The organism is Cobetia sp. 5-25-4-2, from assembly GCF_013374075.1.
GTDB classification, from domain to species: domain Bacteria; phylum Pseudomonadota; class Gammaproteobacteria; order Pseudomonadales; family Halomonadaceae; genus Cobetia; species Cobetia marina.
The window spans coordinates 495433-515839 of the sequence record NZ_BLWK01000002.1 but is presented as its reverse complement, the minus strand read 5'-3'; the positions used below and the strand labels follow the sequence as shown (position 1 = coordinate 515839).

The window sequence follows — 20407 nt, the reverse complement described above, 5'->3', positions numbered from 1 at the left end:
GTGGCTGCCGAAGGCACCACGATTCACGGTAGGATCATCAGGGCAACAAGCCATGTGGCTAGCGTACCATCACAGGCTCCCCTCGTGCCGCTGACAAGGATGTCGGAATGTCACTCATCTCGTTCGTGCGCGCTGTCAGACAGCGCTTCAGGACTCCATCCGTGGATAACGATCAGTGGAAATCGCTGGCGGTCTCGCTGGCGCTGGGCGTGGCGGGAGGCAGCCTCTTCCAGCTGACCGGCATGCCGCTGGCGTGGATGCTGGGGCCGCTGGTCGCCAATCTGCTCGGTGCCATGGCCGGGCTGACACTCGCCGTGCCGGAGCGATTGCGCAGCCTGTTTCTCGGGGTGCTGGGTCTGACGTTGGGAGCGCGAGTGTCGCCGGAGCTGGTCTCGCACCTTGCCAGCTGGTGGCTGTCGGGGACATTGCTGTTGCTCGGCGTGCTGGCCTCGACACTGGCCTGTGCCGCCTGGTATCGACGCTGCGGCTTCGATGCCACCAGTGCCTGGTTTGCCTCGGTGCCCGGGGTGCTGACGGCGATGGTGATCATCGGGGAGCGCAGTGGCGGCGATGCCCAGCGTATCGCGGTGGCCCAGTCGCTGCGCGTGCTGCTGGTGATACTCATCCTGCCGCCGCTCTACTGGCTGCTGGAGGGTGGCGGTGGAGCGGACGGGGCAGGCGACCCGCCGGTGAGCGGGCTGTGGCTGGTACTGACGCTGCCATTGCTGTTGCCTCTGGGCAGGCGCCTGCGCTTGCCGAATGCCGCGTTGCTGGGGCCATTGCTGGTGGCGATGGCGTTGTCATTGGCCGAGGTGGTGCGCTTTGCGCCCCCGATATGGGGGACGGACGTGATGCAGCTGGTGCTGGGCTGCGCCATCGGGGCACGTTTCAAGGGGCTCTCACCCGCCAGACTGGCGGGGTTGATGGGGCAATCGGGCATCGCGACACTGATCGCGCTTGCGGTACTGGGTGGCTTCGCCGAAGTGATCCATCAGGCAATGGGCGTGCCGCGCGATGTGGCCTTTCTGGCACTGGCACCGGGCGGGATCGGCGAGATGGCATTGCTGGCGGTGGCGCTGGATCTCGATCCCGTCTTCGTCGCCTTTCATCACCTTCTGCGCATGATCGTACTGATGCTGGCGCTACCGCTGATGGTGCGCCATTTCCGGAGGCGTGCGCCGGTACCTGACGGCGAGGCGTGCGATGAGAGGAAGGGGGATTGAGGCGCTGCGACATCCCCTCTTGTGAGGGCGGCAACACGCTGTTATAGTGTGCGCCTTGATCACGCCAAGTGCTTGAAGTTCAAGCGATTGGCTCGGTAGTTCACCGATTGATCATGTCTGTGGTGGCCCTGTTGGTCCTCCCGCAATGCTAGGCTGCAAACCCCGCCAGGCCCGGAAGGGAGCAACGGTAGTGGCTGACGCGTGTGCCGGGATGTGGCTGATGGGGCCGCCTCCATTTCAGGGCAGCAAAGATCCGCATGCCTGAAATGCCACGTCTACGTGTTCCCCCGCAAGTCCCCTGATCGACTCCTTTGTACGTTGCCATGCCCTGTCGGGCGTCTTGTCGTGTCCGTCTTGTGCCTTTGGCTTCCCTGTTCGGCGCTTATGTTCGACATCTGCGTCCAGCACCCGCGTTCGGCGCTTATGTTCAACACCCGCGTTCGGCGCTTATGACCAACACCCGTGTGCGATCCTCATGCTTGATCGTCATGTTCGACTGTCATGTTCCGCCGTCGGGCCCGTCATGCGGGCCTGGAGACAGCAATCCCGTTGCACAAGTGGTTACGTGCTTTGAAGCCACTCGGCAAGTCGCTAGAATGAGCGCATTCTCAGCGAGGCCGCGTCATCGGTCTCCGTCTGTCGACTGTCGGTGGTGACGCTTATCCGGGTCGTGCAGGCTTTCCGCTCATGTTTCAGATCACCCAAGGAATGCCTCGCTCAATGAGCTATCAGGTATTGGCGCGCAAGTGGCGCCCGCGCAATTTTCACGAACTGATCGGTCAGGAGCATGTCAGCCGTGCGCTGGTCAATGCCCTCGATCAGGGGCGCCTGCACCATGCCTATCTGTTCACCGGGACTCGCGGTGTCGGCAAGACGACGCTGGCGCGCATTCTCGCCAAGTGTCTGAACTGCGAGGAGGGTGTCAGCTCCAGACCCTGCGGCGTGTGTGGCACCTGTCGCGAGATCGACGAGGGGCGCTTCGTCGACCTGATCGAAGTCGACGCCGCCTCGCGGACCAAGGTCGAGGACACGCGTGAGCTTTTGGACAACGTCCAGTACGCCCCGACCCAGGGACGCTACAAGGTGTACCTCATCGATGAGGTGCACATGCTGTCGACCCACAGTTTCAATGCGCTGCTCAAGACGCTGGAAGAGCCGCCGCCCCACGTGAAATTCCTGCTCGCGACCACCGACCCGCAGAAGCTGCCGGTCACCATCCTGTCGCGCTGTCTGCAGTTCACGCTCAAGAACATGCCGCCGGTCCGCGTGGTCGAGCACCTCACCGACATTCTCGGGCGTGAGGAAGTCAGCTTCGAGGAAGACGCGCTGTGGTTGCTCGGCAAGGCCGCCGATGGCTCGATGCGTGACGCCATGAGTCTGACGGACCAGGCGATCGCCTTCGGCCATGGTCAAGTGCGGCGCGAAGATGTCGCCGCCATGCTGGGCACCCTGGATCACCGTCATGTGCTGGCGCTGCTGGAATGTCTGGCGGAATTGAACGCCGCGAGTCTGCTGGCGGAGGTCGCGACGCTGGCCGAGCAGGGCCCGGATTATGGCGGTGTGCTGGATGACATGGCCTCCGTCTTCCATCGCCTGGCGATCGCCCAGATGGTGCCGAGCGCGCTGGACAACGGCCATGGTGACCGTGATGCACTGCTGGCGCTGGCCAGCCGCTTCACTGGCGAAGACGTGCAGCTCTATTACCAGATCGCCCTGCAGGGGCGCGCCGACATGGCCAATGCGCCGGATGCCCGCACCGCGCTGGAGATGACGTTGCTGCGCATGCTGGCCTTCCGCCCGCAGGGCGTGCCGCGTCCGGCGCAGACGCCGCTGCCGATGACCGGCCAGCCGGAGGGCGCCGCTCAAGCCCCGGCACCACAGGCGTCCGCGCCGCAGGCTCCGGCTCAACAGGCTCCTGTTCAACAAGCTCCGGTTCAGCAGGCTCCTGTTCAAGAAGCACCGGTTCAGCAAGCCCCGGCTCCCGCCGCGGCGCAGTCTGCCGCACCGGTGACTGAAGCACGGCCGCCGATGGCCGATGAGCCGCCCCCCTGGGCGACGGAGGACGTTCCCCATGACGCCCGGGATGCCGGCTTTCGCGACCTGACACAAGATGAGCCCCAGACATCGGCCGCGACAGGGTCAGCGCCGGCTGCCGAGCCAGCCCCGGCGATGTCTGCCACGGGTGCGCAAGCGCCGCAGCCGTCGGAGCCGGTGGCTGCGCCCGCACAGGCAGCCGCTGCGCCCAGCTCGGCGATGTCACGCCTGAGCGCCGCCTTTGGTTCGGCGCAACCGGAGCCGGAACCGGAGCCGAAACCGGAGCCGAAACCGGAACCGGAACCCGCTGAAGCATCAGTACCGGAGTCTGCTGAAACAGCAGCGCCGACGTCTGCTGAATTGTCAGCGCCATCACAACCAGAGCCTGCTGCGCCGGTCGTGTCTGAGCCGGCCATGTCTGAGCCGGTCATGCCCAAGCCTGTCGAGGCAGCGGCTCCCGCGCCGGTTCAGGCATCAGCGCCTGCGCCATCCGATGCGCCGAGTGGTGATGGCCGCTTGAATCACGCGGCGTGGCTGGAGCTGTTCCCGGCGCTGGGGCTTGGCGGCATCACACGCAACATCGGGGCGCACTGTCTGGTCGAGCACGACGATGGCACGCACCTCAAGCTGAGGCTGGACCCTGCCCAGTCCGCGATGATGGCGGATGTCCACCGGGAGCGCATTCACAAGGCGCTGGCAGGACAGGGCGTGGTGCGGGAACTCGAGATCAATGTCGGCCCGCTGCCGGAGGGTCTCGAGACACCTCACAGCCGACGCATTCGACTGCTGGGCGAGCGTCAGCTGCGGGCGGTTGAAGCCTTGCGTGCTGACCCGCATATCCAGTCATTGGAGCAGCAATTGGGCGCGCGCTTGATCGAGGAAAGCGTCAACTCCTTCGAGCCGGACAATTTCTGATCGAGCGTCATCGGTCACCGCGACCGGTGACGCTCCCGGATTCCGGGGGGACGTGCTTGCGGGCATGTGCCCCCACGCCAGCCATGCCAGATGGCGCGGCTGGCAGACAGCATTTATCGTTAGTTCATGTACAACACGTCATTGATGAGGTGAGCCATGTTTGGTGGAAAAGGCGGTATGGGCAACATCATGAAGCAGGCGCAGGAAATGCAGGAGCGCATGCAGAAGGTCCAGGAAGAAGCGGCCAAGGCCGAAGTCCAGGGCGAAGCCGGTGCCGGCATGGTCAAGATCACCATGAACGGACGCCATGACGTCTCGCGCGTCGAGGTCGACCCGAGCCTGATGGAAGAGGACAAGGAACTGCTGGAAGACCTGCTGGCCGCTGCCGTCAACGACGCGGTGCGCAAGGTCGAGGTCAATTCCAAGAAGCAGATGGAAGAGGCGACTGCGGGTCTCAACCTTCCGGCCGGCTTCAAGATGCCGTTCTGATGGGATTCTCGCCGCTGGTCGATCAGCTGCTGGATGCCCTGCGCGTGCTGCCGGGCGTCGGTCCGCGTACCGCACAGCGCATGGCGCTGCATCTGCTGGAGCGTGATCGCATGGGGGCCGACCGGCTGGTCGGTGTACTCGGCGAGGCGCTGGAGCGTGTCGGCTATTGCGCGCGCTGCCGGACGCTGACGGAAGAAGAGATCTGTCAGCTGTGCCTGAGTCCTCGGCGTGATGAGCGAGTGCTGTGCGTGGTGGAGTCCCCCGCGGACCAGCTTGCCATCGAAGGGGCGGGTGGCTACGTGGGACGTTACTTCGTGCTGCATGGCCACCTGTCACCGCTGGACGGCATCGGGCCTGAGGACATCGGTCTGGATGCGCTGGAAACCCGTGTGCGCGAGAGTCAGATCGAAGAGCTGGTGCTGGCCACCAACCCGACGGTCGAGGGTGAAGCCACCGCGCACTACATCGCCGAGCAGCTTCGCGATGTGGCGCATGGCGGGCAGCCCCTCAAGCTGACACGGCTGGCCTATGGCGTGCCGATGGGTGGCGAGCTGGAATATGTCGATGGTGGTACGCTGAGTCGTGCCTTCAGCGGCCGATTGCCCTTTACCCTCGGCGAGATCTGAACGTGTCGGGTTCGCCCGATCGCGTTTCGCCAGCGGCATGTCCTTGACGCAAAGCGTCCGAAAGGCAACAACAGCAGCACGTCTGCGGGCGTGGTGGTCAGGAACCACCACGCCCGCCGTCGTTTCCGCCCGGTGTCTGGCGAGTGCCCGTCACCCTTCATTTATCGCTTGCCCGGGCAAGCCAGTCACCATGAGATATTCTTGCAGATGAGTGATCAATCCGCCGCCACCGCACTGCTGTCAGAGCTAGACTTCGACGCCATCTGGGTCGAGACCCCCGAAGCGCTGGCCGCTGCCTGTGCCGAACTTGAGGGCGCCGACTGGTTGGCGCTGGACACCGAGTTCATCCGTGAGTCCACCTTCTTCCCGATTCCGGCACTGGTGCAGCTGATGGCGGCCCGCGATGGTGAGCTGCCCGGTGCGGATGGCAAGACGCCGCGCATCTTCCTGATCGACCCCACGGTGGTGCCGGTCAGTGACGCGCTCAAGCGTCTGCTGGGTCCTGAGGGGCCGCTCAAGCTGCTGCATGCCTGCGGCGAGGACATGGAAGTCTTCCTGCGCTGGGCGGGCGTGGCGCCGGCACCGCTGATCGATACCCAGATCGCCGAAGGGCTCACGGGTGGCGAAGCCTCCATGGGTTATCAGCGTCTGGTCGAACGTGTGGCCGGCATCACGGTGCCCAAGGAAGAGACGCGCTCCAACTGGCTCAAGCGTCCGCTGAGTCAGGCGCAGTGTGACTATGCCGCTCTGGACGTGCTGTTCCTGCCGCAGGTCTGGGCACAGCAGCGTGAGGCCCTGAATCAGCTGGGTCGCATGGCCTGGCTGGAAGAGGACTGCAGTGCCCCGGGCAGCAGCGGGGGTGCCACGCCGGACCCGGAGTACTGGAAGCGCCATCGCAGCCTGTGGAAGCTCACGCCGCGTGGGCTGGCCGCCTGGCAGTCCCTGTGCGAGTGGCGTGAGGCCCAGATTCGTCTGCGTGACGTGCCGCGCTCGCGCCTGCTGGCGGATGCCCAGCTGTTCGCCATCTGCGAGCGTCTGCCGGTCAATCGTTTCGAGCTGGCCAAGGTCGAGGGGCTCCACCCGCCCCAGATCAAGCGCATCGGCGACAGCGTGCTGGAAATTCTCAAGGACGTGGCGATGATCGATGACAGCCAGTTGCCGCGCGTGCCGCCGTCGCCGTTGGCGCCGGAATGGAAGGCGCGCATGAAGCGCCTCAAGCGTGAGGTCAACGCGGTCGCCGAGGCCCAGGACCTCAAGCCGGAGATTCTCGGCAAGCGTCGCGACATGGAAGCGCTGGTGATCGCCGACTACGAAGGTGAGCCGCTGCCGTTGCCGGGTGGCTGGCGCGGCGCGCTGCTGGCCGAGCGCCTCGCCAAGGCGTTCCAGCCGGAATGAGTCAAGGATTGCCTCCGGCATGGCCGGGGGCGATCACGTAACCAATGTGAGACGTCGTGCGCTCGTGTCCCGTGCGCACGCTGATGCGCGCATGCGCTGCAAGATGACGTGATGGGTGGTCCCGATGACTGATGACAAGATGATCTGCGAGATCTACAAGAGCGCCCGCAAGGACGAGATGTATCTGTACGTCGAGAAGACGCGAGGTCTCAAGGATGTGCCGGAGTCCCTGCTGGAGATCTTCGGCAGGCCTGCGCCGTTGATGACGCTGTTGATCCGTGCCGACAAGCCGCTGGCGCGTGTGGCCAGTACCACGGTGCTGGAGAAGATCCGGGAGCAGGGCTTCTACCTGCAGATGCCGCCGGTCAAGGAAAATCTCCTCAAGGAGATTGGCGTGACGCCGCCGGAAACGCACTACTGACGACTGCCCGTCGTCAGACGAGACCGACTGGACCGACCCTGCTGCCCGGCAGGGCGAGGAGAGCAAGATGAGTGATGTTCCGCAACCTGACGGCGGAAAACGTGAGCGTTTCTGGGAGCGGCATGCGCTTTCGGAGCTGAACACGGCCGAGTGGGAGGCACTGTGTGATGGCTGTGGCCAATGCTGCCTGCTGAAATTCGAGGATGAAGACAGTGGCGACATCGCGGTACTGGATGTCGCCTGTCGCCTGCTGGATGTGCGCAAGGTCAGCTGCCGTGATTACCCCAATCGCGCCACACGCGTGCCGGGCTGCATCCCGCTGGATGTCGAGACGGTAGGCAAGCTGCGCTGGCTGCCGGAAACCTGTGGTTATCGCCGCCTGAATGAAGGCCGTGAGCTGCCAGAATGGCATCCGCTGCTGACCGGGGATGCCAGAAGCGTCAAGCGTGCCGGTGTCGCGGTGTCACGCTTCGCCGTTTCCGAGGCCTCGGTGCGCCAGCAGGATCTGGAAGACCATATCATCGCGATCATCGACCCGGAGAGCTGAGGCGCTGACGTTTTCGCGTCTCCCTGTCTGCCCGTCTTGATCGTGCAAGCGCAGCTCCTTGAGCTGCGCTTTTTCTTTGCCTGTTTTTCTTTGCCTGTTTTTCTTTGCCTGTTTTTCCTTGTCCGTTTTTCCTTGCCTGGTCTGAGGCAGGTGGGGCCTGGTGGTGTCTGCATCAGAGCCGCCGTCTGCATGGCAAGGCGGGGGCCGGCTGGCGCAATGGCTGGTTGTAAATAAATGAACGTTCATTTATTTTGTGTGGATTCTCATCCTGAGCAGATCCAGAGGCAGACAGGCCATGCGCCATCGTGATGAACACAAGCAGCAGGCGCTGCTGGAAGCCACTCTGCATGAGGTGGCCGAGCATGGTTTTGCCGTGACCTCCGTGGCACGCATCGCGCGTGCTGCCGGCATGTCCCCCGGAACGCTCTATCTTTACTATCGCGACAAGGACGACTTGCTGGAGGCCACCTTCAGCGAGGTCAGCCGCCGCATCATCGAGGTGGCGCTTGATGCCTTCGAGGCCGAGCCGGACGCGCAGGTATCACGGGTCACATCGCCCGCGATGTCCCCCGCGGCCTGGCAGCTCAAGTCAGCGCTGTGTCGGGTGTGGCACGCCCTGGTGATGCTGGGGCGCCGCCAGCCCGCCTTGTTCCGGTTTCATGATCAGTTTCTTCACTCCTCGCATATGCGGGACGCCCTGAAGGTGGCCAACCAGGAGCGGGCCGCGCCCTTGCTGGAAGCCTTCGCGCAGGGCCAGCGGACCGGCATTCTGAAACAGATCGACATCGCTCTCATCGAGGTGTTCATGTTTCGTTCGATCTACAGCCTGCTGCAGGGCTCGGGCTGTCAGGTGCCGGCCATCAGTGATGCATGCTTCGACCAGGCCTTCGAGATGGCCTGGGACGCGATAGCGCTTCGTCATCCAGCACCGTGAGCCACGGCCGTACGCATTGCCGGACAGATGACAGATCTTCGTTTTGTGCTTTTCCATTCCAATGACTCAAGGGCCTGCTGATGAAACTTCGACCTGGTGCCAAGCCACACCTGCGTACTCCCGCCGCCTGGCGCGGAGGCCTTGCTCTGCAGCTGTTTGCCGGTCTGCTGCTGGCCCTCGGGCTTTCGGCCTGCAGCGAGGCCGAGGCGCCGCTGAAGAAGCAGAAGGTGCATCCGGTCAAGTTGCTGTCATTGTCGGATGAGGGGGGCGGTGTCATACAGCGCTATCCCGGCGTGGTCGAGGCCTCCGAGCGTTCCAATCTCTCGTTCCGGATCGGCGGTGAGCTGCGTGAGCTCAACGTGCAGGCCGGCCAGGAGGTCACGCAGGGTGAGCTGATCGCGCAGCTGGATGATCGTGATGCCCGCAGTCAGCTCAACAACGCCCGTTCCAGCTTCAATCTCGCCCAGGCGACCTACAAGCGCATGAAGTACTCGGTGGAGAAGGGCGCCATCAGCCGTGCCCGCTTCGATGAGGCGCAGGCGGAATTCCAGTCGGCACAGGCCCAGTACTCCCAGGCGCAGGACCAGCTCAGCTATACCGAGTTGAAAGCCCCCTATGACGGGGTGATCGCCCGAGTGCCGGTGGACAACTATCAGGTGGTCACGGCGCAGGAAACCATCGCGGTGCTCCAGCAGCCCGGTCAGATCGACGTGACCTTCAATCTGCCGGAACGCCAGGTGCGCGCCATCGACCGTGAGCGTGCCATGGCCGGGCGTCAGGAGGATGCAGCGCTGGCCTGGGTACGCTTCGGGCGCGGTGAACAGCGCTATCCGGCGCGCTACAAGGAGCATGACACCAGCGCCAGTGAGGGCTCGCTGAGCTATCAGGTCACCCTGACCCTGCCGGAGCCTCAGGACATCACCGTGCTGTCCGGCATGAGCGCGACGGTCGAGCTGGACATGCAGCAGCTGACGGGGGCCACCGGGGGGCAATGGCGTGTCCCGGTGGAAGCGGTGGTGATGCGCGATGCCGACCCGCAGCAGGCCGTGGTGTGGCGTTATGTGGAAGACGGCTCTGCTGCCGCCGAGACGTCTCCGGACGTCGAGGACAAGGACAAGGACAAGGACAAGGCAGGGCAGGGGACGGTGGAAGCCGTGCCCGTCGAGGTGCTTCAGGCCACGGGGGAGGGGCTGGTGATCACGGGGGAGTTGAATGCCGGTGATCGTCTGGTGACCGCGGGTGCCAGCCGCATGCAAGCCGGGGAGCCTGTGCGCCCCTGGGTCAAGGAAGCGGGGCTCTGATCCATGGTCGATTACTTCCTGAGACACAAGGTCATCAGCTGGATGGTCACGCTGTTGCTGTCGGTGGGCGGCGTGGTGTCATTCTTCAATCTTGGCCAGCTGGAGTTTCCCGAGTTCACCATCCGCAATGCGGTGGTGATCACCCAATATCCGGGCGCCACCCCCAAACAGGTGGAGGAGGAGGTCACGCTGCCGCTGGAGAAGGCCATCCAGCAGATTCCCAATCTCAAGCGTGTCAGTTCGGTCAACAGTTCAGGCCTTTCGCAGATCACGCTGGAACTCGAGAGCAGCGTGCGCGCAGGCGAGATGCAGCAGTACTGGGATCTGTTGCGGCGCAAGATCAATGATGCTCAGTCGAGTCTGCCACCCGGCAGCTCCTCCTCGGTGGTCAATGATGACTTCGGGGACGTGTTCGGCCTGCTCTACAACCTGAGTGGCGAGGGCTACTCGGCGCATGATCTCGAGGATCAGGCCGATTTCCTGCAACGCGAACTGACGCTGGTGGAGGGCGTGAAGAAGGTCTCCATCGTCGGCGCGCGCAGCGAGCAGGTGATCGTGGCGCTGGACCGTGATCGCATGCAGGCGCTGAACATCTCGCCGGACCAGCTCTCCAATCTGCTCAATGCCCAGAACGTGGTCGGCAATGCCGGTCGTATCCGTCAGAACGGCCTGTCGCTGGAATTGCAGCCGGGCGGGGAGTTCCAGAGCGTGCAGGACCTGGAGCGCCTCGTGGTCGGTCGCCCCGGCAATGGCGGCCTGATCCGTCTCGGGGATATCGCCTCCGTCAGCCGCGAGTACACCGAATCGCCGTCACGTCTCTATCACACCGATGGCGAGACCGCTCTGTCGCTGGGGATCTCGTTTGCCTCCGGCGTCAATGTGGTGGAGGTCGGCGAGCGAGTCGACCAGCGTCTGGGGGAGCTTGAATCGCGCATGCCGTTGGGCATGGAGCTGACCACCGTCTATCACCAGCCGCAGGTGGTGGATGAGGCGGTCTCCGGCTTCCTGCTCAATCTGGCCGAGGCCGTCGGTATCGTGATCCTGGTGCTGCTGCTGTTCATGGGCGTCAAGAGCGGGGTGCTGATGGGGCTGGTGCTACTGATCACCATCCTCGGCACCTTCGTGATGATGTCGATCCATGGCATCGAGCTGCAGAAGATCTCGCTGGGCGCGCTGATCATCGCGCTGGGCATGCTGGTGGACAACGCCATCGTGGTCACGGAAGGCATGCTGATCGGCCTCAAGCGTGGCAAGACCAAGCGTCAGGCTGCCTTCGAGGTGGTCAACCAGAATCGCCTGCCGCTGCTGGGGGCCACGGTGATCGCGATCACCGCCTTCGCGCCCATCGGTCTGTCGCCGGATGCGACCGGGGAATTCGTCGGCTCGCTGTTCTGGGTGCTGTGTTACTCGTTGCTGTTGAGCTGGATCACCGCCCTGACGCTGACCCCGTTCTTCTTCGACATGTTCTTCCGCGAAGCGCGTGAGACATCGGGCAACGACAAGGACGGCGCCGAGCATGAAGACCCTTACCGGGGCGTGATCTTCCGTGGCTTCCGTACCCTGCTGGGCTGGGCGATCCGTCTGCGCTGGCTGACCCTGGGCGGGGCGCTGGCACTGCTGGTCGTGGCCGTGATGAGCTTTGGCCAGATCAAGAATGCCTTCTTCCCGGATGCCTCGACACCGCTGTTCTTCGTCGATGTCTGGTTGCCGGAAGGCACCGATGTGCTGGAGACCGAACGGCATGTCTCGCGTCTGGAGCAGCAGGTGCTGAAGATGGAGCGCGTCAACCATGTCACCAGCGTGACCGGGGGCGGTGCCCAGCGCTTCACCCTGACCTACTCGCCGGAAGACAGCTACGCGAGCTTCGGTCAGCTGATCGTCGAGACCGAGGACCGCGACAGCCGCGAAGCGCGCATGGAGGAGGTGATACGCCTGTTGCGCGCCGAATATCCGCAGGTGGAATACAAGGTGCAGGCCTTGCAGGTCGGCCCGTCCGCCAAGGCCAGTCTCGAGGCGCGCCTCTACGGCGAGGACCCGGCGGTACTGCGCCAGCTGGCCGCCGAAGTGCGTGACGTCTTCGAGCAGGAGCCGCTGGCAGACAGCATTCGCCTGTCGTGGCGCAATCGCGTCAATCGCATCGAACCCGAGTTCCTGGATGATCAGGCGCGGCGTGTCGGCGTGACGCGGGATGCATTGCATGAGGCATTGCTGATCAACAGTGATGGCGAGAGCGTCGGCGTCTATCGCGAGGGCTCCGAACTGATCCCGATCCTGCTGCGCGGTGAGGAGCGCCAGCGCTTTGATCTCGACACCCTGGCCAGTCTCAACGTCTGGAGCGACGAACAGGAAACCTATGTGCCGGCGGGAGCGGTGATGGGCCCGCTCAAGGCCGAGCTGCGCGATCCCCTGATCAAGCGGCGCAATCGCGAGCGCATGCTGGCGGTCTATGCGGAGCCGATGCCACTGTCCGGCGAGACGGCCGCCAGTGTATTGAGTCGCATACGACCCAAGGTCGAGGCCATCGAGCTGCCGGAGGGATATCATCTGGAGTGGGGCGGTGAATACGAGACGTCCACCGATGCGCAGAAGGCGCTGTTCTCCTCGCTGCCGATGGGGCTGTTGGGGATGTTCGTGATCACGGTGCTGCTGTTCTCCAACCTGCGCCAGGCGCTGGCCATCTGGTCCATCGTGCCGCTGACGCTGATCGGTATCGTCAGCGGGTTGATCGTGTTCGGGGCGCCGTTCACCTTCATGGCACTGCTGGGCACCCTGAGCCTGGTCGGCATGGTGCTCAAGAACGCCATCGTGCTGGTGGAGGAGATCAACGTGCAGCTGACCGAACAGGAGGACCGCTTCCAGGCGGTGATGCTGGCGGCGGTCAGCCGCGTGCGGCCGGTCTCGATGGCGGCGATCACGACCATGCTGGGCATGATTCCGCTGTTCTCGGATGCCTTCTTCTCGAGCATGGCGGTGGCGATCGTCTTCGGTCTGGGCGTCGCGACGCTGCTGACGCTGGTCGTGCTGCCGGTGGCCTACTGTGCACTGTTCCGTATTCCGGCAGGCAAGCACGAGGCGGCGTAGTCACGTCCCCCATGGCCATCCTCCCGGGAGGGCGCCATGCCGTGATGCCAAGCACTGATGGCAAGCACTGAGGCATGCCGTGCGCCCGATGACAGCGCCTGTCGTCGGGCGCACTGCCGTTGGCGAGTCAGCGGTGTTCTCACGCGTCATCGCGATGCAGTCGATCCCGCATGGGGGCATCGCCAACAGCGCCTTTCCGTTACACTATGCGCCGCCAGTGGTGTGTTTAGGGTCCGCTGCTGGCCCGTCGTCATCAAAACCTGTCGAGTCGTGAGGTGTGCCTTGGTCGAACCCCTGAGTGCCTGGTGGGGGCAGCAGCTGGTGTTGTGCGGTTGGCGTTTCAGTGCGACACCCGAAGCGGTGTGGACATCCGAGGAGGCGCGTGCGCGCCTCAAGGCGCTGGAAGTGCCGGATGCCGGCGAGCTGGGCTGGCGCTTGCTGGAAGCGTTCCCCAGTGACATGCCCGACTCGCTGCGTCAGCTGGAAGCGCTGGAGCTGCTGGCGTTGGCGCGGACGGCTGGCTGGCTGTCCGAGGCGCGCACGCGTGCCTGGCTGGTGCGACTGCTCATGGCCATCGCATCACGTTTCACCTCGCTGGATGACTGGCTCAAGGCGCTGGCGCATTCGCGCAGCGATGCTGGCTGGACACGCGGCGATGACGGCTTCTTCGAGGCCAGTCTCGCGCTGTCCCGGCTGGAGCAGGAAGAGGCGGGTGTCACCTGGCCGCGTCTGCTGGAGGCGCTGGAAGGCCGTCAGCCGGTACCCGCCACCGAGCTGTGGCCGCAGGGTGAGCGTGACCGGGTGTGGATGGCGCGCGCCATCTTTGCGCCCTGGGTCGGCGGGACGACACTGACGTCGACGGATGACGGCCTCTGCGAGGCGAGTGACAGCGGTTTCGATGCGCAGGGTCACTGGCCCGACGTGCAACGCTGGCTGCGTGATACCTGGGCGATCCGCACTCGTGACGAATTGATCCGTCTGCTGTTGTGGCTGGCCTCGCAAGGGCATCGCTATGGCTGGGACATCGACAGCGCGCGCATGCTGTCGGCCAGTCAGGATGAGCGTGACAAGTGGCTCGACGAGCTGGAGTCTGACGCCGCCTCCGAGGAGGCCGAGCGCAAGGCTCAGGGGCTCGCCGGCACCCCGGCACATGCGGCGGCCAGTGCGGAGCTGGCGGCCGCTGCGGGTCTCGAGCAGGGCCCGTCGCCCGTGGCCTACGGGGAGCTGCTGCTCCAGTATCTGGATCGTGGTGAGCCACTGGAATTTGCCGCCTGGGACTGGCTGCGGCTGGTGGATCTGGCCTTTGCCGGTCTGTGTGCCGGCTGGTTGAGTCGTGAGGAGGGCGAGGACTTCGCCGCGCATGGTATCGACCTGCTGGTGCGTCGCTACGCGGATTGGCAGGGTGTGGCGCGCGCCTATCAACGCGGACGCAGCCTGTTCGAGGGGGCGGATCTCACCGGCTCCACCGACAGTGACTGGCGGCCATTGATGGCCTCACCGGTGACGCCGCTGCGCTGCGAGCTGCACGCGTTGCTGCCGGAGGCCATCCGGGATCGCTCACGCACCGCCATGCGTCAATGGCGCAGTGACAGCCGCCACTGGGTGCTGGCCATTGCCAGCATTCGAGAGCCGGACCTGCTCTATCGTCAGGGGCTGCCTGCGGATGTGGCGGACGCGCGGCGTGAAGAGGCGCGTCAGTACCTCAACGAGACGCTGGCCCTGGATACCCGCGATGGCGTGGCCGGCATGGCGCGTTTCTGGCTGCCGGCGCAGGCCCATCACCTCAATCAGCTGGCGGCCGATGCCGCACGGGGTGGGCTGCCTGATCCTCAGACGCCCTTCGGTCGCGCCGATACCGCCGAGCTGGAACGGCGACAGCGGCTGGCAGTCTGTCATCGTCATCCTGCCAGCATCGTGATGGCGGAGAAGTACGCGTTCTATCTGCTGATGGTGCAGGACAGCCGCGATTTCGATGCCGGTGAGCTGGCGCAGTGTGCCGAGCGCCTGCGCAGCGCACTGTGCCGCTTCTATCCGGACGCCGTCCGGCTGCTGGAGGCCTGGGCGGTATGGGAATCCGCGGTCCCGGAACTTGAGGACCACCCGCTGGTCAACGAGATCCGCTGGCATCTCGAGGACCCCGGCAGCCTGTTCCACTGGCTCGACTGGCGCGCCAGTGACTGGCAGGAGCCCGGCGAGCGCCCCAGTCTGGATCGTTTCACGGCGCTGGCACTCAGTGGCCCGCTCAATTCGCCGTGCTGGGGCGAGCCGATGGTCGAGCATGGTCGGGGAGTCGAGGAACTGACCGGCTGGCTGGAAGGTCATTATGGTCTGGCCAACGCCGAGATGCTGATCGGCTTCCTCGATTTCCTGCGTGATGCCGGGGATCGGGACGAATATCAGATCAATTACGGCCCCTATACCCTCAATCGTGCGCGTCTGGACAACGAGATCGATGTGCTCGAGAGCGGTGAACGCGGCGAGGATGAGCAGGTGCACCTCGATCGCCTGCGCCGTGTGCGTGACAACGAGGCCCGCTGCAATGAGCTGGACATGGCAGCCTGGGACATCGCGCAGCTGGTGGATCTGGCGATTGCCGGCCGTCAGCTGGGATGGCTGGATGCGGCCACCTTCACGGCCTATCTGGACAGCGCCCATGCGATGGCGCGAGCACACTACGGCAGCTGGAAGGAATATGCGCGCGGGCTGTTCGCCGGCTATGCCTTCTTCATGGGCGATACCGATCAGCGTGACAGCTTCCTGCGCGGCTTCCGTGATGTATTGATCCAGTGGCTGACGGCGGCGCCGCCATTGGCCGGACCCTGGGCCAGTCTGGATTTCCCGGGCGCGCGTCCGGGGCATTGGCCGGCGCTGCATCTGGATACCCTGAGCGGCGATGCTCGTCTGCTGCATTGAGTATTTTCTGATGCTTTAGTCTATCTTGTGAGGCGATGGCATACGGATTGCGGCAATATGCACTACCCTGCTGCGAACGGCATTCAATTGCGTCACAGGTCTCAGGGCATGCCGTTGATCCTGTTGATTCACGTTTCAGGCATGCAGGCATCTCGTGATGACGGGATTCCTGCCGGCTTTCTGTCTTGTCATGCATCACCTGTTATCGCCGTCCGCAAGTGCTGATCACGTTTTGTCTCATGGCACCGGGCCCACGACGAGGAATGTTGGATGCGTCACACGTTATTGTGTTGTCTTTTACTGTTGCCGCTAGGTGTGGCGGGGTGTGCCAGCCATTCACAGCCTCCGAGTGACATGGCCTATTACGATGTCGATCTGCCGGAATTGCCCAAGCTCAAGCGTTACCGTCAGCAGGCCGGCCAACCGCAGGGCCCGGCAGAGCCGCAGCTGGCATCGGGTCCCAGTATCCGGGAAGTGTTGCTGGAAGAGCATGATCGCTGGGCGGGAACGCCCTATCGCCTGGGCGGCACCAACTCACGGGGCATCGATTGTTCTGCGCTGATGCAGCATGTGTTCAGTGACGGTTTCGGGATCGAACTGCCACGTACCACCCGTGATCAGGTCAAGCGGGGCAAGCGTATCGACAAGTCGCAGTTGAAGCCGGGTGACCTGGTGTTCTTCCGCCCCTCACGTCGTTACAACCATGTGGGCGTGTATGTGGGCAACGGCTATTTCCTGCATGCCTCCACGTCACGTGGCGTGAAGCTGTCGCGGCTGGACAATGTCTACTGGTCGCAGCACTACTGGCAGTCGCGGCGGCCCATGCCCCACGAGGCCATGCAGATGAAACTGGCCATGCGCAGTCAATGACGACACTCGCATGATGGACAACACCCGGCCCTGGCCGGGTGTTGTCGTTTTCGGCCCGCGAATTCTCAAGCCCCGCCATGTCCGGCAGTCCGCGTCATGGACTTTCGCGTACCACGGAATGTTCGATCACGAAGTCGACGAAGGCCTGTTCGGCCCGCGACAGTCCACGCTCACGTCGCCAGGCCAGCGACAGGTCCAGCCAGGCGGGTTCACTGAAGGAAATGGCGGTGAGGTTGTTTTCCTCACGGTCATCCTCCACCACGCGCTTGAGGAAGGTGGTGATACCGAAGCCGCGTGACACGATCGCCTTGTTGAGCGCGATCAGGTTGGATTCGAAGGCGATACTGGGAATCAGACCGTGCTGGCTTGCCAGACGTTCGATGAAATCGCGATGGAAATAACCGCGCTTGAAGACGACCAGCTCTTCAGCGAAGAATGCTTCGAGGCTGATGTGCTCCCGTGTCGCCAGCGGGTGGTCGTTGGGCAGGCAGACCACCATCTCTTCGCGCAGGAAGTGCTGGCTGACCAGCCCGCTGGTGGCGCTGCCGGGGTGTTCCTCGACGATGACGCCCAGATCCAGCTCGCCATTGTCGATCATCTTGCGAAGACTCAGGGTGCCGCCCTCGATCACGCTCAAGGTGATATCAGGGTGGCGCGCCTTGAAGGCCATCAACAGGGGCGGGAAATAGTAGGACCCCAGCATCGAGGACACGCCGATGCGTACCTCACCTTTGACCAGGCCATCCAGTTCGGCCATGGCCAGGGCCGCTCGCTGCGCCTGTTGCAGCAGAGAGCGTGCATGCACGAGCAATGTCTCACCGGCGGGTGTCAGACTCACGCCCTTGGTGCCACGTATCAGCAGCGGCTGGCCCAGCCGGGACTCCAGATTGGCGATCGACTGACTGACGGCCGACTGGGCCAGTTGCAGCGCCATGGCGGCGGCGGTGAAGCTGCCGCGCTCCGTGACACTCACGAAGATCTCCAGTGCCCGCAGATCGAAGGGCAGTTTCATGTCGCGCTCTTCATGTCTGACGTCATCCTCATCCGTCTCCCTTGTCCCCGACCCTGACCGGCGTCCCTTGCGGCCATCACGCCGTCCAGTCCCCCGGACGTCATTCACCATGCGCAGGCGGTCTGACGGCGTGAGGCCTGCAGGCCAGTGGGTCAGGCTCATGGGTATCACTTTTGCTGATGGCTGGCATCATGTCGAGCTATTTTACTGATGGTGTTCGAGGGCGCAGACTCACGCCATCCCCATGATTGACTGCAGGTACCTGATGGCTTCATCGCTGAGTGCGTCTTCCACCGCCCCATCCGACTCGGGGCATCACGACACTGCCGGGCAGCCAGTACTGCCGTCTCCTCTCAAGGCGCACGGCCGTGATTGGCGACGCATGACCCAGGCGTTGTGTCTGGGCTCCTTCGTCGTCTTCATCAATCTCTATGTGGTGCAGCCGATGCTACCGCTGCTGGCGACCGACCTTGGCCTGAGCTCGCTGCAGGCGAGTCTGTCGTTGTCGGTGACCACCCTCACGCTGGCACTGGCGTTGCTGGTCTTCGGCCCGCTATCGGATGCGCTGGGACGGCGACGTCTGCTGCTCTGGACATTGGCCGGGGGGGTGGCCTGCTCGGGACTTGCCTTGCTGGCTGAAGGTTTCTGGTCGCTGTTGGCAGTACGTGCGTTGCAGGGCTTTCTGCTCGGGGGCTTGCCGGCGGTCGCGGTCGCCTACATGAGCGATGAGATGGAACAGCCGGCGTTGATGGCTGCGGTGGGGCTCTATATCAGTGCCAATTCGCTCGGCGGCATCAGTGGGCGGGTCGCTGGAGGTGTCGTGGCCGAGCACTGGGGCTGGCAGATGAGTTTCGCGGTGATTGGCGGTATCAGCCTGTTGCTGCTGGCGGCGCTGTGGCAGTTGCTGCCGCGTCAGCGACGCTTCGTGGCACAGCCCTTCCATCCGGCCAGCATGCTGGCAGGGCTGGGGCGCCATCTGCGCAATCCACGGCTGTGGCCGGTGTTTCTGCTCGGTGGACTCAACTTCTTCATCTTCGTGAATCTCTACAGCTACATGACCTTTCGCCTGAGCGCGGCCCCCTGGTCACTGGGGAGTCAGTGGTTGGGATTGCTGTTTCTGACCTATCTGGCAGGCACCTTCGGTGCCTCGCAGTCCGGCCGGCTGGCACAGCGTCTGGCCGCCGGGCGGGGGCAGTCACTCGCGCAGGGAGCGCAGCGACAGGAGGAGCAGGATGGTGCGCAACGCTGCGGCCAGGCACTGACCATGATGCTGGGCACCGCGCTCTTGATTCTCGGCACTCTGGTCACGCTGAGCCATTCGTTGATCGGCATGCTGGCCGGCCTGAGCCTGAATGCCTTCGGCTTCTTCCTGGCGCATGCCACCGCGTCGGCCTGGGTCGGGCGCAATGCCGAAGGGGCGCGGGCCAGCGCCAGCGCGCTCTACCTGACGGCTTACTATCTCGGGGCGAGCCTGGGCGGCTTCTGGCTGGAGCCCTTCTGGCAGCAGGCAGGGTGGCCAGGGGTGGTGGTGGGTGGCGTCAGCGTTCTGCTTGTCACCCTGGGGTTGGCGATGCTGTGCTGGCGACGGGCTATGCCGCAGCATTGATATCCACCGTGAGATTCTTGCCTGACACGCAAACGGCTCGCCATCTGGCGAGCCGTTTGCGTGTCAGTGGCAGGTGAGCCGGTCCGAGGGTGAGACTCAGTGCGCCGGGGCGTCATCTCCCCAGATTTCCTCGAGACGGTCATCACGGCCACAGCCCGCGCGATAGAAGCGATAGCGCACCGGGTTCTTCTGGTAGAAGTCCTGGTGATATTGCTCGGCGGCATACCAGGGGCCCGCTGCCTCGATCTCGGTGGCGATGCCTTCGGGGAATCTGTCCTTCAAGTCGTCGAGGCTCGCCTGGGCGGCGTCTTGCTGCGCTTCATCCACCGGATAGATGCCACTGCGGTATTGGGTGCCGGCATCGCAGAACTGACGATCCACCGCGACCGGGTCGATGTTGTGCCAGAAGACCTCCAGCAGGGTGTCATAGCTGACCTTTTCAGGGTCATAGACCACCTTGACCGCCTCCGTATGGCCCGTCCTGCCGGCCGAGACCTGCTTATAGGTGGGATTGTCCGTCTCGCCTGCCGTGTAGCCGGACGTCGTCGAGATCACGCCGTCAAGCTTGTCGAAGGGGCCTTCCATGCACCAGAAGCAGCCACCGGCGAAGATGGCGACCTCCTGGCCTTGAGTGACACCCTCGGCGACGCCTCTGGGCGCCTGTTCCGGGTCAAAGGCATTGGCGTGGCCGACAATCAGCAGACCGCCAAGTAGGCTGGCAAGCGGTGTGAGACGTTTGAGCGCAGTGGAGGGGAATCGCGTGTATCGGGTCATGGTGTCTCCGGGAAAGGCGTCGTTCCTTCGAAGTGAGAACACGGAAATCTCCATGTCTCGATGGGCCGCGAGGTGGCTTGCCTTGCCATTCCCTCACTGCCTGTATCAGGGTTCTACGCGAATCAACGCGGGATGGATGCGAAGATGTCGTATGAAACGATACTGTTACCGTGATCATGATGAGGTCGTTCGCGTCATCATGATCTGATGAGTGCATCCAGTCAGCGTCATGCCTCGTAAGGACACGGTACATCCCAATGACATGC

General features: G+C 63.9%; 15 protein-coding genes and 1 other RNA gene. 14 read left to right on the top strand and 2 right to left on the bottom strand.

The genetic code is table 11. The features are described from left to right. Positions 1-161 precede the first annotated feature (161 nt). The 13 genes from HXS65_RS07065 to HXS65_RS07005 all read left to right on the top strand — a co-directional run bounded on the left by HXS65_RS07065 (position 162) and on the right by HXS65_RS07005 (position 16749). Positions 162-1223: an AbrB family transcriptional regulator gene (locus HXS65_RS07065; RefSeq protein WP_255304444.1), complete on the top strand. Its 1062-nt coding sequence runs from the start codon at positions 162-164 to the stop codon at positions 1221-1223. A 129-nt stretch (positions 1224-1352) separates the two neighbouring features. Further along, an RNA gene (gene ffs, locus HXS65_RS07060) (signal recognition particle sRNA small type) lies at positions 1353-1449 on the top strand. Between the two features lie 494 nt (positions 1450-1943). Continuing rightward, on the top strand, positions 1944-4172 hold the full coding sequence (gene dnaX, locus HXS65_RS07055; RefSeq protein WP_176493520.1) for a DNA polymerase III subunit gamma/tau: 2229 nt from the start codon (positions 1944-1946) through the stop codon (positions 4170-4172). Positions 4173-4328: 156 nt separating this feature from the next. After that, positions 4329-4661, top strand: coding sequence for a YbaB/EbfC family nucleoid-associated protein (locus HXS65_RS07050; protein WP_077375440.1), 333 nt, complete (start codon positions 4329-4331; stop codon positions 4659-4661). Further along, positions 4661-5287 (top strand): recombination mediator RecR, encoded by a 627-nt coding sequence (gene recR / locus HXS65_RS07045; RefSeq protein WP_077375437.1) that lies wholly within the window; start codon positions 4661-4663, stop codon positions 5285-5287. The genes HXS65_RS07050 and recR overlap by 1 nt, the downstream gene beginning before the upstream one ends. Positions 5288-5494: 207 nt before the next feature. After that, entirely contained in the window at positions 5495-6682 is a 1188-nt protein-coding gene (rnd, locus tag HXS65_RS07040) for a ribonuclease D (protein WP_176493519.1), read from the top strand. Between the two features lie 124 nt (positions 6683-6806). Further along, on the top strand, positions 6807-7103 hold the full coding sequence (locus HXS65_RS07035; protein WP_077375431.1) for a YcgL domain-containing protein: 297 nt from the start codon (positions 6807-6809) through the stop codon (positions 7101-7103). 67 nt (positions 7104-7170) lie between these two features. Continuing rightward, a complete protein-coding gene (locus HXS65_RS07030) occupies positions 7171-7650 on the top strand; it encodes a YcgN family cysteine cluster protein (RefSeq protein ID WP_077375429.1) in 480 nt (159 codons plus the stop codon). Between the two features lie 295 nt (positions 7651-7945). Then, positions 7946-8584 carry a TetR/AcrR family transcriptional regulator gene (locus HXS65_RS07025; protein WP_077375426.1) on the top strand — a complete coding sequence of 213 codons (639 nt, stop codon included), beginning with the start codon at positions 7946-7948 and terminating at the stop codon, positions 8582-8584. A gap of 80 nt (positions 8585-8664) precedes the next feature. Beyond that, on the top strand, positions 8665-9885 hold the full coding sequence (locus HXS65_RS07020) for an efflux RND transporter periplasmic adaptor subunit (protein WP_176493518.1): 1221 nt from the start codon (positions 8665-8667) through the stop codon (positions 9883-9885). A 3-nt stretch (positions 9886-9888) separates the two neighbouring features. Then, positions 9889-12966: an efflux RND transporter permease subunit gene (locus HXS65_RS07015; RefSeq protein ID WP_176493517.1), complete on the top strand. Its 3078-nt coding sequence runs from the start codon at positions 9889-9891 to the stop codon at positions 12964-12966. A 282-nt stretch (positions 12967-13248) separates the two neighbouring features. Beyond that, a complete protein-coding gene (locus HXS65_RS07010; RefSeq protein ID WP_176493516.1) occupies positions 13249-15879 on the top strand; it encodes a YbeU/YbeR family protein in 2631 nt (876 codons plus the stop codon). A gap of 354 nt (positions 15880-16233) precedes the next feature. Next, positions 16234-16749, top strand: a complete 516-nt coding sequence (locus HXS65_RS07005) for a C40 family peptidase (protein WP_205632728.1) — start codon at positions 16234-16236, stop codon at positions 16747-16749. Positions 16750-16843: 94 nt separating this feature from the next. On the opposite strand, the gene HXS65_RS07000 is transcribed toward HXS65_RS07005, so the two are convergent. Next, positions 16844-17761 (bottom strand): LysR family transcriptional regulator, encoded by a 918-nt coding sequence (locus HXS65_RS07000; protein ID WP_176493515.1) that lies wholly within the window; start codon positions 17759-17761, stop codon positions 16844-16846. Positions 17762-18026: 265 nt separating this feature from the next. On the opposite strand from HXS65_RS07000, the gene HXS65_RS06995 reads away from it, so the two are divergent. Beyond that, a complete protein-coding gene (locus HXS65_RS06995) occupies positions 18027-19367 on the top strand; it encodes an MFS transporter (protein ID WP_176493514.1) in 1341 nt (446 codons plus the stop codon). A 96-nt stretch (positions 19368-19463) separates the two neighbouring features. On the opposite strand, the gene msrA is transcribed toward HXS65_RS06995, so the two are convergent. Beyond that, positions 19464-20141 (bottom strand): peptide-methionine (S)-S-oxide reductase MsrA, encoded by a 678-nt coding sequence (msrA, locus tag HXS65_RS06990; protein ID WP_176493513.1) that lies wholly within the window; start codon positions 20139-20141, stop codon positions 19464-19466. Positions 20142-20407: the final 266 nt, after the last annotated feature.